Source organism: Roseovarius sp. (assembly GCF_027019125.1).
Classification (GTDB): domain Bacteria; phylum Pseudomonadota; class Alphaproteobacteria; order Rhodobacterales; family Rhodobacteraceae; genus Roseovarius.
Window position 1 is genome coordinate 458,089 of sequence record NZ_JALUXE010000034.1, and the last position, 15,677, is coordinate 473,765.

Annotated in this window: 14 protein-coding genes; 2 read left to right on the top strand and 12 right to left on the bottom strand. The window is 63.6% G+C overall.

The window, feature by feature from the left end:
* Positions 1 to 76: 76 nt before the first annotated feature.
* The 7 genes from MVC20_RS18565 to MVC20_RS18595 all read right to left on the bottom strand — a co-directional run bounded on the left by MVC20_RS18565 (position 77) and on the right by MVC20_RS18595 (position 7,016).
* Positions 77 to 811 carry a 2-keto-4-pentenoate hydratase gene (locus tag MVC20_RS18565; RefSeq protein ID WP_297544107.1) on the bottom strand — a complete coding sequence of 245 codons (735 nt, stop codon included), beginning with the start codon at positions 809 to 811 and terminating at the stop codon, positions 77 to 79.
* Complete coding sequence (locus tag MVC20_RS18570) at positions 808 to 2,010, bottom strand: CoA transferase (protein WP_297544108.1); 1,203 nt, start codon at positions 2,008 to 2,010, stop codon at positions 808 to 810. Before MVC20_RS18570 ends, MVC20_RS18565 begins: the two co-directional genes overlap by 4 nt.
* Positions 2,007 to 2,780: an enoyl-CoA hydratase/isomerase family protein gene (locus MVC20_RS18575; protein WP_297544110.1), complete on the bottom strand. Its 774-nt coding sequence runs from the start codon at positions 2,778 to 2,780 to the stop codon at positions 2,007 to 2,009. Before MVC20_RS18575 ends, MVC20_RS18570 begins: the two co-directional genes overlap by 4 nt.
* A 10-nt stretch (positions 2,781 to 2,790) precedes the next feature.
* Positions 2,791 to 4,071: a TRAP transporter large permease gene (locus MVC20_RS18580; RefSeq protein WP_297544112.1), complete on the bottom strand. Its 1,281-nt coding sequence runs from the start codon at positions 4,069 to 4,071 to the stop codon at positions 2,791 to 2,793.
* Positions 4,071 to 4,625 (bottom strand): TRAP transporter small permease subunit, encoded by a 555-nt coding sequence (locus MVC20_RS18585; protein WP_297544113.1) that lies wholly within the window; start codon positions 4,623 to 4,625, stop codon positions 4,071 to 4,073. The genes MVC20_RS18580 and MVC20_RS18585 overlap by 1 nt, the downstream gene beginning before the upstream one ends.
* Before the next feature lie 116 nt (positions 4,626 to 4,741).
* Positions 4,742 to 5,716 (bottom strand): TRAP transporter substrate-binding protein, encoded by a 975-nt coding sequence (locus MVC20_RS18590; protein WP_297544114.1) that lies wholly within the window; start codon positions 5,714 to 5,716, stop codon positions 4,742 to 4,744.
* Between the two features lie 115 nt (positions 5,717 to 5,831).
* Positions 5,832 to 7,016 (bottom strand): aminotransferase class V-fold PLP-dependent enzyme, encoded by a 1,185-nt coding sequence (locus MVC20_RS18595; RefSeq protein ID WP_297544115.1) that lies wholly within the window; start codon positions 7,014 to 7,016, stop codon positions 5,832 to 5,834.
* A 141-nt stretch (positions 7,017 to 7,157) separates the two neighbouring features.
* Here MVC20_RS18595 and MVC20_RS18600 point away from each other — a divergent pair, with 141 nt between their 5' ends.
* Together MVC20_RS18600 and MVC20_RS18605 are read left to right on the top strand one after the other, a co-directional pair.
* A complete protein-coding gene (locus tag MVC20_RS18600; RefSeq protein ID WP_297544116.1) occupies positions 7,158 to 10,088 on the top strand; it encodes an FAD-binding and (Fe-S)-binding domain-containing protein in 2,931 nt (976 codons plus the stop codon).
* 19 nt (positions 10,089 to 10,107) lie between these two features.
* Complete coding sequence (locus MVC20_RS18605; protein WP_297544117.1) at positions 10,108 to 10,773, top strand: GntR family transcriptional regulator; 666 nt, start codon at positions 10,108 to 10,110, stop codon at positions 10,771 to 10,773.
* 19 nt (positions 10,774 to 10,792) lie between these two features.
* On the opposite strand, the gene MVC20_RS18610 is transcribed toward MVC20_RS18605, so the two are convergent.
* From MVC20_RS18610 to MVC20_RS18630, 5 genes are read right to left on the bottom strand one after another with little or no spacing between them, the layout of a single operon-like run.
* Entirely contained in the window at positions 10,793 to 11,893 is a 1,101-nt protein-coding gene (locus tag MVC20_RS18610; protein ID WP_297544118.1) for an FAD-binding oxidoreductase, read from the bottom strand.
* 2 nt (positions 11,894 to 11,895) lie between these two features.
* The gene (locus MVC20_RS18615) at positions 11,896 to 12,918 is read right to left on the bottom strand and encodes a histone deacetylase family protein (RefSeq protein ID WP_297544120.1); all 1,023 of its coding nucleotides are present in this window, start codon (positions 12,916 to 12,918) and stop codon (positions 11,896 to 11,898) included.
* The gene (locus tag MVC20_RS18620; RefSeq protein ID WP_297544122.1) at positions 12,915 to 13,394 is read right to left on the bottom strand and encodes a GNAT family N-acetyltransferase; all 480 of its coding nucleotides are present in this window, start codon (positions 13,392 to 13,394) and stop codon (positions 12,915 to 12,917) included. The genes MVC20_RS18615 and MVC20_RS18620 overlap by 4 nt, the downstream gene beginning before the upstream one ends.
* Before the next feature lie 3 nt (positions 13,395 to 13,397).
* Positions 13,398 to 14,324, bottom strand: coding sequence for a 3-keto-5-aminohexanoate cleavage protein (locus tag MVC20_RS18625; protein WP_297544124.1), 927 nt, complete (start codon positions 14,322 to 14,324; stop codon positions 13,398 to 13,400).
* On the bottom strand, positions 14,324 to 15,676 hold the full coding sequence (locus MVC20_RS18630; protein ID WP_297544126.1) for an aspartate aminotransferase family protein: 1,353 nt from the start codon (positions 15,674 to 15,676) through the stop codon (positions 14,324 to 14,326). The genes MVC20_RS18625 and MVC20_RS18630 overlap by 1 nt, the downstream gene beginning before the upstream one ends.
* Position 15,677: the final 1 nt, after the last annotated feature.

Below are 15,677 nucleotides of genomic sequence, written 5' to 3' on the forward strand. Positions count from 1 at the left end.
CTCTCTGACCCTATCGCAGTTTCCGGGCGGGACAAGGGTTTGCTGCCGCCATTTTCTACGACCAAAGTCGGAGGCCTCACGCCAAGGTCATCGTGACGCTGCCAAGGCCCGCGATGTCGCCCTGCGCCGCGATGGGGGCCTGCACCCATGGCAACCCGTTGAGCGATCCGGTGATCACCACCTGGCCTGGGTGCAAGCCGCCGCAATGGTCCCCAAGGGACCGCGCGAGCGCGCAGAGCGTGACGAAGGCATCGCCGCCCGGCACCGTAGCGGCCCCGTCCAGCAGGGTATCGTCCCCAAGGGTCAGATGCGCCTCGGCGCGGGTCACGTCGATGGCGCGCCAGTCGGCGCAGGGCGCGCCCAGGACCACAGCGCCGTTGAGTTGATTGTCCAGCATCTTGAGCGCAGCCGTCGCGCCCTTGGGATCGGCAAGCCGGCTCTGGACCAGTTCAAAGACGGGCAAGAGCTCGACAGCGTTGCGCAACTGGACCTCAAAATCGGGGGCGTCCGGATCGGGCAGGGGCGCGATCAGACGAAAGGCGTATTCGAGTTCGACTCCCGCCTCTTCACCCTCTGCCAGTTGGATCGTGGCCGGGCTTTGGTAAATGTCGCGGGCCATGATCGGGGCAATGATGATCGGCGCGCCGGAGGGGCACGCGACCTTGAAGCCGCCCACGGGGCCAAGCTCTGCTGCCACCTCTTCCTGCACCGCAAACACGCGGTCGCGCGTCAACCCTTCGCCTGTGGACGCCGGGAGTTTGGGACCACCGTTTCGCGCCAGAAGCAGCGCCGTCGTCAAGGGGTCGCTCATGCTGCGATCACCGCACCAGAGGCAATCATTGCCTCGATCTGCTCTGCGTCATAGCCCGCGTCGCGCAACACCTCGCGACTGTGTTGGCCGAGCAGCGGCGCGGCGCTGCGGATATTGGCGGGGGTCTCGCTGAACTTGACCGGATGGCCGAGGGTCTTGACCGTGCCTGCCACGGGATGATCCACCTCGACGATCATCTCGCGCGCATGTGCCTGTGGATCGGCCTGCATTTGCAGAATGTCGAGCACCGGGCCAGCGGGCAGGCCCGCACGTTCCATCCGCTCCAACCACACCTCAGAGGTTTCGTGCCTCAGGTGATCGTTCAGGATCTCTTCGAGTTCCTTGAGATGCTGCATCCGGTCATGATTGGAGGCAAAGCGCGGATCATCGTTGAGTTCCGGCGCACCGATCACATCGAGAAACCGCAACCAATTGCGTTGGTTGGCGGCCCCCACATTGATCCAGCCATCGGCGGTCTGGAACGCCTGATAGGGGCCATTGAGCGGATGCGCCGATCCCATCGGGCCGGGGGCCACGCCGGTGGCAAAGGCAATGGCGGATTGCCAATAGGTCTGGGTGATGGCCGCCTCGAAGAGCGAGGTATCCACCTTCTGCCCCTGCCCGGTTTGCAACATGCGCGCATAGGCGGCCGAAACCCCCATGGCCGCGACGATCCCTGCCGTGATGTCAGACACGGGCGCGCCTGTCTTGACGGGCGGGCGCCCCGGCCCCTCGCCGGTGATCGACATGAGGCCAGACATGCCTTGGGCAATCAGGTCAAAGCCGCCGCGTTCTGCATACGGACCCGTACGGCCAAAGCCCGAGATTTCACAATAGATCAGACGCGGGTTGATCGCGCGCAGGTCGTCATAGCCCAGCCCCAGACGTTCCATCGTGCCCATGCGGTAATTCTCGATCACCACGTCGGCCTCTTCCAGCAGGCGGTGCAAGACCTGAACCGCCTCCGGGTCCTTGAGGTTGAGAGCAAGCCCCCGCTTGTTGCGGTTCATCATCATGTAGGCGGCGGATTCACCCTCGATCGCGGGCGGCACAAAACGGCGGCTGTCGTCGCCATCGGGCTTTTCCACCTTGATCACATCCGCGCCCATATCGGCCAGCATCAGGCCACAGACAGGCCCGGCCATGATATGCGCAAGCTCGATCACCTTCATTCCGGCGAGAGGACCAGTCGCGCTCATGTGCCGCTCCATTCCGGTTTCTGCTTGGCGAGAAAGGATTCCATCCCGTGACGGAAATCGCGGCTCATGTAGCACATTTCGATCAGATCGGCGTCCTCGACCCGCGTGGCGGCGCTGACGCGGCGCATCGCTTCCTTGGTGGCGCGTAGGGTCAGCGGGGCCATCTGCGACAGCGTGTCGGCCAGGTCCTCGGCGCGGGCCATCAGCGCCGTCTCATGCTCCAGCACCTCGGTGACAAGGCCACAGCCCTGCGCCTCGTCCGCGCCGATCAGGCGGGCGGTAAAGATCATCTCGCGCACCCGCCCCGCCCCCATCAGGGACGACAGACGCGCCAGATTGGCAGCGGCCAGACAGTTGCCAAGGGTGCGGGCGATGGGAAAGCCGAACTTGAGGTTGGCGGCGGCGATGCGGATGTCGCAGACCCCGGCAATCGCCGCGCCGCCCCCCGTGCAGGCCCCATTGATCGCGGCGACGGTGGGCAGGGGGCAGCGCTCGACCGCCTCCAGCACCCGTTCGATCCGCGCCTCGTAATCGAGCGCGTCCTGCGGTTTGTCAAAGGCCCGGAACTGCGTCATGTCGGTGCCTGCGGCAAAGGCCTTGCCCCCCGCGCCATGGATCACCACGGCGCGGATACTTCCGTCGGTCGGCACCTCGCGGCAGAGGGTTGCCAGGCCTTCATACATTTGAAACGTCAGCGCGTTGCGCGCCTCGGGGCGGTTGAAGGTGATCCAGAGCGTATGGCCCCGGACCTCTGACAGGATCTCGGTCATCTGCATCCCCTTAGCGGTAGAAATATTCGACGAGGAAGAGAGGCACCGAGGGCACATAGGTGCACAGCATCAGTACCATCAGCAGCACGAGGATGAACCAGATATTGACCTTTGATACCTCCCAGATATTCGCCCGCGCCACCGCGCAGGCGGTGATCAACACCGAGGCCACGGGCGGTGTCTGTTGTCCGATGGCAAGGTTCAGCGTGACCACGAGGCCGAAATGCACGGGATCAATACCCGCCGCCGTGATCAGCGGCATCACGATCGGGATCACGAGGATGATCGCGGCGGCAGAGTGCAGGAAAAAGCCGATGACGAGGAAAAAGACGTTGAGGATAAGCAGGATCATCCACTGCTGATCGGTGATGTTGAGAATGCCCTGGGCCAGATGCTGCGGGATCTGCGCACGGGTCAGGAACCCGCCCATCAGCACCGAGGCCGCCACCAGCAACATGACGACGGCGGTTTGAATCCCCCCGTCCAGCATGGCGCGGCGCAGATGCTTGAGATCGACCTGACGATACCATGCCGACACGATGATGGCCGCGATCACGGCAAGACCGGCCGCTTCGGTCGCGGTGACATAGCCGCCAAAGATACCGCCCAGAATGATGATCGGCAAAAGGAACGCAGGCAGAGCGTCAACGAAGGTCTCGCGCAGGCGCGGGATGTTGAACGCCTCTTCGGTCGGCAGATTGTAACGGCGGGCAAAGACATAGGCCACGAACATCAGGCCTGCCGCCCCCAAGAGGCCCGGCACCACGCCCGCGACAAAGAGTTGCTCGACCGAGGTATTGGACGAGGCCGCATAGAGGATCATCGGGATCGACGGCGGGATGATGATCGCAAGCGACGCCGAGGACGAGGTGACCGCGGCCGAGAGTTCCTTGGAGTATCCACGCTTTTTCATCTGCGGAATGAGGATCGAGCCCATGGCTGCCACATCGGCCACGGCAGAGCCCGAGATTTCGGCAAAGAAGAGCGACACGCCGATGTTGACCATGGCCAGACCGCCGCGCACGAAGCCGATGATCGCCGTGACAAAGTTGATCAGCCGGTCGGTGATCCCGCCCGCGTTCATGATCGCCCCCGCCAGCACGAACATCGGAATTGCGATGAGCGAGAACTTGGTCGAACCGCCATACATATCCAGTGCGATGGTCACGAGACTGCTTGGCCCTTCCGTCACGAGCAGACCAAGCACCCCGGCAAGTGCAAGCCCGATGGCAATGGGCACGTTGATGCAGATCATCGCCACGAGGGCCGCGAAAATACCCAACATCAGCATCACACGCGCTCCTTGTTCTTGGCGAGTTCGGTTTCGACTTCCTCTTCGATCTCGGCATGTTCGAGAGAGATTCCGCGCGAGGTCTGAACCCAGTAATTCGGCAGGCTGAGCAATTGGCAGATGATAAAGAGAATGGCCCCGATGGGGATTACCGACTGTGTCAGTTGCACCGGCACCCAGGTCAGCGAGGTCAGCGTATCCCCCTCGAGAACCTCGAGCACCTGAAACCCGGCGCGCGCCATCAGGACGAAAAAGAGCAGAACCAGCGCCTCGCCCACCAGAACCGCAAGCATCCGGAACCGGCCCGGGATGGCCAGCAGAACCGAGTCAAACCCGATATGCCGCCGATGCAGCGCTGCAAGCGCTGAGCCGTAATAGGTGATCCATGCCAGCATGATCGCGGCAACCTCGTCATACCAGGAAAAGCTCTGGCCCATGAGGCGGGCAATCACGGCGACGATCACGACGATGGTCAGCCCGACCATCAGCAAAACCGTGATCCATTCAAGCAGGCGGCTTGCGATCCGGTTGGTTTGGGTGAGGAGGGAGGTCATATGCGCAGCGTTCCGGTGCAAGAGAGGGGCCGGCACGATCATGCCGGATGAGATCCGCGAAATCCTGTCAGACCAGGTCTGTGACGGCCCCGTCAGGGACCGTCACGGGGATCGGATCAGCTTGCGTTGCCAAGCGCGAGGACAGAGTCGATCAGCTCTTGCCCGCCCTCGACCTGTTCGGCGAATGCGTCGTAAACCGGCTTCGAGGCGGCGATGAACGCCTCTTTGTCGGCCTCGTTCACCTCGACCCCGGCGGCCTTGATCACGTCGAGCAACTCGCCTTCCATCTTGACGGCTGTCTCATAGGTAAAGGTCTGGGTGTCGGCGGCGCACTCGGACAGCACGGCGCGCACATCTTCTGACTGCCCGTCATAGCCCTTCTTCGAGGAGAGAATATACGCAGGCGTATAGACATGGCCGGTGATCGAGAGATACTTCTGCACCTCCTGGAACTTGGCCGTGGCGATCTGGGTATAGGGGTTTTCCTGCCCGTCCATCACGCCGGTCTGCAACGCGGTGAACACGTCGGAAAAGGCCATCGGCGTCGGGTTGGCGCCATATTGCTGGAACATCTTCACGCGCCATTCCCCGTTGGGTGTGCGCAGCTTGATGCCCTTGAGATCCTCGGGCACGTTGATTGGACGGATGTTGTTGGTGATGTGGCGGAACCCGTTCTCGGCCAGACCGACAATGTGATAGCCGTTGTTGTTGGCGGCGGCCTGGAACGTGTCCATCATCGCGCCCTGAACGCGGCGCATGTGGTCGCGATCCTTGATGATATAGGGCATCTCGAACACGCCAAAGAGGCCATCGACCGAGGACATCACCGACGAGGGCAGCGCGAAATCGACCTGACCCAGCTTGAGCTTTTGCAGCAGTTCCTTGTCATTGCCCAGCTGCGACGAGCCAAAGGTCTGAACCTCGGCCTTGCCACCGGATTTCTCACCCACGCAGGCGGCAAAATGGTTGGCGGTCGCCTCGAACAGGGACCCCGGTTCGCCCACATGGCCAAAGCGCATGGTAACGTCTGCCGCCATTGCCGGCACCGCCACGAAGGACGCCACCACGGATGCGAGTATTGCGTTTTTCATTGTCTTCCTCCCTTGGTTTTCATGTGCGCGGTCTCAGCCGCGCCTTGGTCTTTCTTGTCATGTGATCGTGACAGTTGATCCGGGCAGGCTCCTCTTCCGGCCCGGACCAATACCTTCAGGCCGCTGCGCGGGCGCCGTCGAATTTCTGACCCAAAAGATCCATCGCCGCCTGCACGCCCCCGGCCCGGTGCGGAACGCCAGCGTCGCGCAGGCCCATTTCAACACCCGCAAGGGTACCGATCAGCATGAGGTCGTTGAAATCCCCCAAATGCCCGATGCGGAACACCTTGTCCGCCACCTTGGACAGGCCATTGCCCAGAGACATATCATAGTTGCGCAGGGTGACCGCGCGGAAATTGTCGGCGGAATGCCCCTCGGGCATCATCACGGCGGTCAGCACCGGCGAGCGGTCCGAGGCTTTCTTGCAGAGCACCTCGAGGCCCCAGGCCTCAACCGCCGCGCGCGCGGCGGCGCCATGCCGCTTGTGTCTGGCAAAGACGTTGTCGAGCCCTTCTTCCTGCAGCATGTCGATGGCCTCGTTGAGGCCGTAAAGCAGGTTGGTGGCCGGCGTGTAGGGGAAATAGCCGGTGTCATTGGGCCCGGCCATTTCCGCCCAACTCCAGTAAGAGCGTTTGAGCGCGGCGCTCTCGGAGACTTTCATCGCCTTGGCGCTGACCGCGTTGAACGACAGGCCCGGCGGCAGCATCAGACCCTTTTGCGAGCCGGACACGGTGACATCGACACCCCAGTCATCATGCCGATACTCAACCGAGGCGAGCGACGAAATCGTATCGACCATCAAGAGCGCCGGATGCTTGGCGGCATCCATCGCGCGGCGCACGGCGGCCACATCGGTCACGGACCCGGTCGAGGTTTCGTTATGCACCACGCAGACAGCCTTGATCTCGTGGCCCTTGTCGGCGCGCAGGCGGTCTTCGATCCGCGCGGCATCCGCCCCGGCGCGCCAATCGCTGTCGATAAAGACCGGGTTCAGCCCCAGCTTCAGCGCAAGTTTCTGCCAGAGGGTCGCGAAATGGCCGGTTTCATACATCAGCACGGCATCACCGGGTGACAGCGTGTTGACCAGCGCGGCTTCCCACGCCCCGGTACCGGAGGAGGGATAGATCACCACGCGGCTTTCGGTTTTGAAGATGCTTTTCATGCCCTCCAGCGCCTTGCGTCCGACATCGGCAAAGGCGGGGCCACGGTGATCCATGGTGGGATAATCCATCGCCCGCAGGATGCGATCCGGCACATTTGAAGGGCCGGGGATTTGCAGAAAGTGGCGGCCAGCGGTCATTATCATTCCTCCCAGAGACTGCGTCCTTGCCCGCCTTTCCGCCGCATTGCGGACTCGGATCAAGGTGAATTCTGTTGAATTGAATTCTGAATTCAATATTCTGTCAAGGCCAAACTCAGACCTTCGACCGGATCGAGACCCATGCTGGACAGCACAATTCAACAGCGCCTCAGCCGCGAGGTGCAGGGCGAAACGCGCTTTGACGCCTTCTCGCGCGGGCGCTATGCCACCGATGCCTCGATCTATCAGATCATGCCGGCGGGGGTGATTCTGGCCAAGGCACCAGAGGATGTTCTGGCCGCATTGGACGCGGCGCGAGAGGCGGGTGTGCCGCTGACGATGCGCGGCGGCGGCACGTCGCAATGTGGGCAGACGGTGAACACCGGCCTGATCGTGGACTGCTCGAAATATCTCAACCGGATTCTGGAACTGGATGTCGCGGGACGGCGCGCGGTGGTCGAGCCGGGGATCGTTCTGGATGATCTCAACCGCGCACTCAAACCGCATGGCCTGTGGTTCCCTGTCGATGTCTCGACCGCCTCGCGCGCCACGATCGGGGGCATGGTCGGCAACAATTCCTGCGGCTCGCGCTCGTTGCGCTATGGCACGACACGCGACAACGTGGACAGGATCGAGGGTTTTCTGGCCGACGGCACGCCGTTCGATTTTGGTCCCGGTTCCGGCAATCGCGTGCCAGAACCCTTGTTGCGGCAAATGCTCGACCTTGGCGCGCGTGAGGCCCGCGAGATCGCCGCGCGCTTTCCCAAGGTGCAGCGTCGGGTGGGCGGCTACAACATCGACGCGCTTGTGCCCGGTGACACGCCGATCAACCTCGCCCATCTGCTGATCGGGTCCGAGGGGACGCTGGCCACATCCACCGCCATCGAGATCAGGCTGTCGCCGCTGCCCTCGAAAACCCGTGTTCTGGGCGTTTGCCATTTCCCCACCTTCCGCGCTGCGATGGAAGCGGCCAAGCCGCTGGTGGCGCTTGGCCCCACCTCGGTCGAACTGGTGGACAGCACCATGATCGACCTTGCACGCGCCATTCCGCTTTATGCCAGAACGCTGGAGCAATTCGTGCGCGGGGAACCGGCGGCGATGCTTCTGGTGGAGTTCGCCGACAGCCCGCCCGAGAACGAGGAAAACATGCGCCGCTTGGCCGATACGATGTCGGACCTTGGCTATGGCTTTGGCGCGGGGGGTGCCCATGAGGGCGGCGTGGTCGAGGTCTGGGATATGGCCCTTGCCGCAGAGATCGGCGAATTGCGCAAGGCTGGGCTCAACATCATGATGTCGATGAAAGAGGCGGGCAAGCCTGTGTCTTTCGTCGAGGATTGCGCCGTGCCGCTCGAGCATCTGGCCGATTACACCGACCGGTTGACAGAGGTGTTCCATAGCCACGGCACCACCGGGACATGGTACGCCCATGCCTCCGAGGGGTGCCTGCATGTGCGCCCGGTTCTCAACCTCAAGCTCGAGCAGGACGTGCGCAAGATGCGCGAGATCGCCGAGGCGGCCTTTGCCATGGTGCGCGAGTATAAAGGCTCGCATTCCGGCGAGCATGGCGATGGCATCGTGCGCTCGGAATTTCACGGCGCCATGTTCGGCCCCCGTATTCTGAGCGCATTTGAAGAGGTCAAGGCGGCCTTTGATCCCGACACCCGCCTCAACCCCGGCAAGATCGTGCATGCGCCGAAAATGGATGACCGCAGTCTGATGCGCTATCCGCCGGGCTATGATTTCGCTGACCTCAAGACCGGGCATGACTGGTCTGCCTGGCCGGGCAAGGGCGGCGGCTTTCAGGGCGCGGTCGAGATGTGCAACAACAACGGCGCCTGTCGCAAGCTGGCGGGCGGGGCGATGTGCCCCAGCTACCGTGTGACGCGCGACGAGCGCGACGTAACGCGGGGCCGCGCCAATACGCTGCGGCTGGCCCTGTCGGGGCGTCTTGGCCAGAACGCGCTGTTCTCGGACGAGATGGCTGAAACGATGAAGCTTTGCGTCGGCTGCAAGGCGTGCAAGCGCGAATGCCCGACCGGCGTGGACATGGCCAGGATGAAGACCGAGGTCCTCTATCAACGCGGGCAAAAGCTGGGCTTCGGCCTGCGTGCGCGGCTGATCGCCGAGATGCCCCGCTATGCGCGGATTGCCGTGGCGCTGCGTGGTCTGATCGCGCTGCGCAATCGCGTGCCGCTGCTGGCCGCGCTGGGAGAACGGATGACCGGGCTTGCCGCTGCGCGATCCCTCCCGCTCTTTCGCGGTGATTTCTTCAAGGACTCGGAGGTCAAGCGCGCCCGCCCATCGACCAAGGGGGGCAAGATTATCCTCTTCACCGACACGTTCAACCGTTGGATGGAGCCGGAAATTCCCCGCGCCGCGCTCCGGGTGTTGACGCGCGCCGGTTATGAGGTGATCACCGCCAATGCCCCCGGTCGCCCGCTCTGCTGCGGGCGGACATATCTGGCGGCGGGCATGATCGACAAGGCCCGCGCCGAGGCGCAGCGCACGCTCGATGCGCTCTTGCCGCATATCCGCGCGGGCGTGCCGGTGGTGGGGCTGGAGCCCTCGTGCCTCTTGACCCTGCGCGATGAGTTTCTGACGCTCTTGCCGGGAGAGGACGCGCGCCTCTTGTCGGAAAACGCCTATCTCTTCGAGGAATTCATGTCCCGCGAGGCGCGCGCCGGGCGGCTTGACCTGCCGCTTGGCGCTCTGGGTCAGACCGCGCATGTGCATGGACATTGCCATCAGAAAGCCGCCGGGGTGATGGGTGATATGGGGCAGGCGCTGGGTCTGATCCCCGGCCTCGACCCCAAGACCATCGAAAGCAGTTGTTGCGGCATGGCCGGTGCCTTTGGCTATCAGGTCGAAACCATCGAGGTCTCACGCAAGATGGGGGAACTGTCGCTCTTGCCTGCGGTGCGTGCCGCCGCGCCGGACGATCTCTTAATCGCCAATGGCACCTCTTGCCGTCACCAGATTGCCGACGGTGCCGGCCGCCGCGCGCTGCATATCGCGGAAATCTTCGACAGGGCGTCGGAAAATGCTGTAAGGGAGGGCCGCAACGATGGATAACCCCGGTCCGGAGGCCCCGATGACTGCCCTCAAATCCGATCCGATTGGCCGCACCGCGCTGGCTGTCGAGATCGCCAACCGCCTGCGCCAGATGATCCTCGAAGGGCAATTGCAGCCGGGAGAGAAGATCAATGAAAAGGCGCTGACCGAGCAATTCGGCGTGTCGCGCACACCGCTGCGCGAGGCGCTCAAGGTGTTGGCGGCCGAGGGCCTGCTGGATCTCATCCCGCATCGCGGTGCGGTCATCACCCGCCAGAGTGAGGCGGAATTGGCCGAGGTGTTTTGCGTGCTAGCCGCCCTCGAGGGGCTGGCGGGGGAACTGGCCACGATGCAGGCCGACGCAGAGACCGTGCAGGACATCGAGGAGATGACGGCAGCCTTGCGCCGTACCTATGAAGAGGCGGATCGCCCGACCTATTTTCGGATCAATCAGGCCATCCACAAGGCGATTTTGGCAGCGGCGGGGAATGAAACGCTGTTGCGCACGCATGAATTGCTGGCCTTCCGGGTGCAGCGCGCGCGCTATCAGGCCAATCTCACGCCCGAACGCTGGCGCGCGGCGGTCGAAGAGCATGAGGCCATCATCGAGGCTCTGCGCGCGCGGGACGCAGAGCGTTGCGGCAAGCTGATGAAGGATCACCTCCTGCGCAAATTCGCGTCGATCAAGGCCAAGGCGCAGGGGTAACGGGCCGTCACGCGCCCTCTCACGCCGGTCCGAACCGCCCCGGTGCCATGGCGGCCAGAACGAGATCCGGCACATCCGGTGCGCGCCCCGCGATCAGCGCCGCCGTCAGCCGCGACAGTGCAGGTGCCGTCTGAACGCCGTAACCGCCCTGTCCGGCCAGCCAGAAAAACCCCTCTGCCTGTGGATCAAACCCCACCACCGGCGTTCGATCCGGCGCAAAGGTGCGCAGACCGGCCCAGCTATGCTCGACCCGTGTCACAGGCACGGTGACGGCCTGCTCGAACCGATGCAGCCCCTCGGCCAGAACCATGTCATCAGCCCAGGCGTCATGGGGGGCAACCGGATCCTCGTCGGCGGGAGAGACCATGAGTTTGCCCGCCTCGGGTTTGGCATACCATGTCTCGGCGATCGAGCCGAAGATCGGCCAATGCTCGGTTTCATAGCCTTCGGGCGCAGGAATGATCGCGGCGGAGCGGCGATAGGGCTGCAACCCCGCGTGGCGCAGACCGGCCAAGGTGGCCACCTCGTCCGCCCAGCCACCCGCCGCGTTGACGACGATCGGCGCGCTATGCGGCCCCTGCGCGCTGTCGACATGCCAGAGCCCGGCGCGCTGTGACAGCCCGCTGACCGCCGCGCCGGTCACGATCCGCCCGCCTCGCGCCCGCAGCAGGCGCGCATAGCCCTGCAACAAGAGGTCCACATCAATGCCCCGTGCGTTCCGCTCAATCATCGCAGCGGCAATCCGGTCCGCACGCAGGATCGGCACAATCTCTGCGGCCTCTTTGCCGGTCAGACGGTCAATGCCGGTCGAGCCGTCCAGATATGCGTCGAGGATCGGCAGTTCCTCCTCGGAGGCGACCATCAACTCGCCGCGCGGGCTAAGGAGGGGCTTGTCGCTGATCTCGCCCGGCTGCTCGAAAATCGGCTCTGCGACGGCGTTCAGCGCGCGCAGCGTGGCATTGCCATAGTTGCGGATAAAGATGGCGGCGGAGCGACCCGTGGCGTGATAGCCGATCTGCCGCTCCATTTCGAGAACGACGACATCGGCACCGCCGCGCGCAAGTTCTGCGGCCGCGCTGATCCCGGCGATGCCGCCGCCGATCACGATCACATCGGCCATGCTCACGCCCCCTCAAATCCCGTCAGGACCGATGTAAGGTTCTCGCCCAATTCCTTACAAAGATACCCACCTTCTTGAACGAAGAGCGTGGGCAGCCCCAGCCCGGCAATCGCCGCCCCGATACGCCCAAATCCGGGCGTGGTGATGGCCAGCCCCTGAAAGGGATCGCCCTCATAGGCATCAAGACCAAGCGCCACGACCACCACATCGGCCCCGAAATTCGCCACCCGCTCCAGAGCGATGTCGAGCGTTCTGAGGTAGGCATCATCGCCGGTACCGCGAGCCAGCGGCAGGTTGAGGTTATAGCCGGTGCCGCGCCCAACGCCCCGCTCATCGGCATGACCCCAGAAAAAGGGATAAAACCGCGCTGGATCGGCGTGAATCGAAACGGTCAGCACGTCGTCGCGATCATAGAAAATGCCTTGGGTGCCATTGCCGTGATGCACGTCGACATCGAGGATCGCGGCACGCAGCCCCCGTGCGCGCAACCGCTCTGCCGCAATGCCCGCATTGTTGAGAAAGCAGAACCCCCCCGCCAGATCGCCAAAGGCGTGATGCCCCGGCGGACGGCAGAGCGCATAGGCGGCCCGCTCTCCGGCGGCCAGCATATCCGCGCCGGTCACGGCGGTTTGCGCCGACCAATAGGCGGCCTCCCATGTGCCTGCGCCAATCGGGCAGGCGGTATCGGCCTGATGATAGCCTGCTTGGCCGACGGCGGATTTGGGGTAATTGTCGCGGCGACTGGCGGGGTGAATATTGGGGATCACCTCTGCGCCCGCGCCTTCGATATGCTGCCACCGCGCATAGATGTTGCGCAAAAAGGTAACATACTCAGGCGAATGGAGTGCCGCGATCGGCCCAAGACCGGCATCCTTGGGCGCGACAAAGTCGCAGCCCGCCGCCGTGGCGCCGTCGGTCAGCCGCGTGATGCGCTCGGGCTGCTCGGGGCTGGGCTTGATCACCCCGTTGGCCATGAAATGTTTGGGATCGTGCTGCCATTGCCGCGCGTCAAAAATCGCCCTCATCCGTCCTCTCCCATCAATCTGTGCATCGCTGCCTGGGGCAGGCGCATCTGTGTCACCCGGTCTTGCGCCTCGAAGCCCAACCGTTCGTAGAACCGGCGCGACGCGGGGGTGTGGGCGTAGACCGCCAGCATCATCCATTCTGCCCGCCAGAGCACGCCCGCCCTGTGCGCCACCTGAGACAGGAGCGCGCGGCCCAATCCTTGCCCACGCGCCGCCTCGGTGACCCAGAGGTCAGAGACATAGACGCCCGCCGCCCCGCGCACGGTGGAAAACAGCGGGCCAAAAAGGGCGGCACCGATCAAATCCTCTTCCAGCGCGAGCAAACCATAGGCCGCCGGTATCGCGCCCGTCAGCCCGGTGCGCAAGGCGTCCAGCCCGGCGCTATGGGCATCGCCCAAATCTGCGCTGAGTTGGCGCAAGGCCGTGTCCAGCAAGGCCAGGTCATGCTCTGTTTCAACTGCGTGAAAGTCCACCATGGGTCAGATCGCCACCCGGTCAGCGCCCTTGAGACCCAAGAGCGCGCGGGCCTCGGCAGGGCCGACAACCGTCCGGCCCAGCGCCTCGACAATTCCACGCACCTTGGCGACCTGTTCGGCGTTGGAGCGCGCCAGCGTGCCGCGCGCGATGGTCAGGCTGTCTTCGAGCCCCACGCGCACATGCCCACCCATTGCCGCCGCCTGCGCCGCCATCGGCATCTGATGCCGCCCGGCGGCCAATACGGAGAACATGTAGTCCTGACCAAAGAGCTTGTCTGCGATGCGCACCATATGCGTGAGGTTCTCGGGATCCGCGCCCATACCGCCCAAGACGCCAAAGACGAATTGAATGAAATAGGGGGCGCGGATCAAACCCCGGTCCGCGAAGTGTCGCAGCATGTAGAGGTGGCTGAGATCGTAACACTCAAACTCGAACCGCGCGCCGCGGTTCTGGCCCAGTTCCGTCAGGATGCGGGCGATATCGCGGGGGGTATTCTTGAACACCAGATCATCCGAGCCTTCGAGAAAGGGCTGCTCCCAGTCGTGCCGCCAGTCGGTGATCCGCTCTGCCATTGGATAGAGCGCGAAATTCATCGTGCCCATGTTGAGCGAGGCCATTTCCGGCGCGGCCTCGATGGGGGCGGCCAGTCGCTCATCAAGCGTCATGGTCGCGCTGCCCCCGGTCGAGAGGTTCAGGATCGCGTCGCAGCCCTGTTTCAACCGGGGCAGAAATGCGCGGAAATGCGCGGGGTCGGCAGAGGGCCGCCCGGTCTGCGGATCGCGCGCATGCAGGTGCAGGATGGCTGCCCCCGCTTCGGTCGCCTCGATCCCGGCGCGTGCGATTTCATCCGCCGTAACGGGCAGATACGGCGACATGGAGGGGGTATGGATAGACCCGGTCAGGGCGCAAGTAATGATGATCTCGCGCATTACATCGCTCTGTCCAGCGCGGGGCGGATTTCGTCGGTGAACTCTGCCAGCGAGACATCGAGCATTTCGGTAATCTCGTCCAGATGCGTTTCGGTCACGATCATCGGGGGGGCGACGATGATGTGATCCCCCTCGACCCCATCGCGGGTACGGCGGGAATAGACGATAAGCCCCTTGTCATAGGCAATCTGAACAAAGCGATCAAACGCGCGCAAGCCCTTGGGCAGCGGCGCCTTGGTGCCGCGATCCGCCATGAACTCGAACGCAGTGAGCAACCCCTTGCCGCGCACGTCGCCGATGATGGCATAGCGCTGCATCAGGCCGCGCAGGCGCTCTTGCAGGCGCTCGCCCATCCGCGCGGCGTTGCCAACCAGATCCATGCGCTCGATCTCGTCGATCACGGCGAGGCCTGCGGCGCAGGCCAGTGGATTGCCCGCATAGGTAAAGCCATGCAGAAAGCCGCCCGCGTCCAAAACCGGCTCGACCAGCCGTTCATGCGCGACCATGGCACCAAGCGGCACGTAACCGGCGGCGAAGCCCTTGGACATCACGACAATGTCCGGGGCAAGGTTCCAATGCTCGGAGGCGAGGAATTTGCCGGTGCGGCCCGCCCCGGTCATCACCTCGTCCAGAATGAAGAGCACGCCGTATTTGCGGCAAATCTCCTGCACCCTTTCCATATAGCCGCGCGGCGGCACCAGTGCCCCGGTAGAAGCACCGCCGATCGGCTCGACCACAAAGGCAAGCACGCTGTCGGGGCCTTCTTCCAGTATCTTGGCTTCGAGCATGTCGGCGTAGTGATGCCCGGTCGCCTCAAGATCGGCGTCTAGCCCATCCAGATATGCGCGCGGTGCGGGGATTTTCGGCATCGCCTGCATCATGGGCAGAAAGGGATCGGTCAGCGGCGCATAAGAGGTGATCGCAAGCGCGCCGAGCGTGCAGCCGTGATAACACGGCGCGCGGCTGATGATCTTCCAGCGGCTGCCCTCTCCGATTGCCAACGCATATTGCCTGGCCAGTTTCAGTGCGGATTCCACTGCCTCTGACCCGCCCGACACAAAGAACACGCGGTTCAGCCCCTCGGGGCAAAGGGCAGCGGTCTTGGCGGCGAGTTTCTCTGATGCCTCGGTTTCGAAATGCAACCGGTAGCCAAACGTCGATTTCTCCATCTGACGGCGCATTGCGTCGAGCACGTTTTCATTGGAATGGCCGATGTTGCAGACCATAGCGCCGGATGACCCATCCAGATAGCGCTTGCCATCCACGTCCCACATGTAGACGCCGCGTGCCTGATCGAGCATCGGCTTGCGCTCGCGCCCCTGATAGAAAAGGTGAGAGGGTTTTACGTTCATT

Coding starts and splice junctions, on each gene's coding strand:
- MVC20_RS18565 (WP_297544107.1), bottom strand. CDS start 811: ATGAGCGACCCCTTGACGACGGCGCTGCTTCTGGCGCGAAACGGTGGT.
- MVC20_RS18570 (WP_297544108.1), bottom strand. CDS start 2,010: ATGAGCGCGACTGGTCCTCTCGCCGGAATGAAGGTGATCGAGCTTGCG.
- MVC20_RS18575 (WP_297544110.1), bottom strand. CDS start 2,780: ATGACCGAGATCCTGTCAGAGGTCCGGGGCCATACGCTCTGGATCACC.
- MVC20_RS18580 (WP_297544112.1), bottom strand. CDS start 4,071: ATGCTGATGTTGGGTATTTTCGCGGCCCTCGTGGCGATGATCTGCATC.
- MVC20_RS18585 (WP_297544113.1), bottom strand. CDS start 4,625: ATGACCTCCCTCCTCACCCAAACCAACCGGATCGCAAGCCGCCTGCTT.
- MVC20_RS18590 (WP_297544114.1), bottom strand. CDS start 5,716: ATGAAAAACGCAATACTCGCATCCGTGGTGGCGTCCTTCGTGGCGGTG.
- MVC20_RS18595 (WP_297544115.1), bottom strand. CDS start 7,016: ATGACCGCTGGCCGCCACTTTCTGCAAATCCCCGGCCCTTCAAATGTG.
- MVC20_RS18600 (WP_297544116.1), top strand. CDS start 7,158: ATGCTGGACAGCACAATTCAACAGCGCCTCAGCCGCGAGGTGCAGGGC.
- MVC20_RS18605 (WP_297544117.1), top strand. CDS start 10,108: ATGACTGCCCTCAAATCCGATCCGATTGGCCGCACCGCGCTGGCTGTC.
- MVC20_RS18610 (WP_297544118.1), bottom strand. CDS start 11,893: ATGGCCGATGTGATCGTGATCGGCGGCGGCATCGCCGGGATCAGCGCG.
- MVC20_RS18615 (WP_297544120.1), bottom strand. CDS start 12,918: ATGAGGGCGATTTTTGACGCGCGGCAATGGCAGCACGATCCCAAACAT.
- MVC20_RS18620 (WP_297544122.1), bottom strand. CDS start 13,394: ATGGTGGACTTTCACGCAGTTGAAACAGAGCATGACCTGGCCTTGCTG.
- MVC20_RS18625 (WP_297544124.1), bottom strand. CDS start 14,324: ATGCGCGAGATCATCATTACTTGCGCCCTGACCGGGTCTATCCATACC.
- MVC20_RS18630 (WP_297544126.1), bottom strand. CDS start 15,676: ATGAACGTAAAACCCTCTCACCTTTTCTATCAGGGGCGCGAGCGCAAG.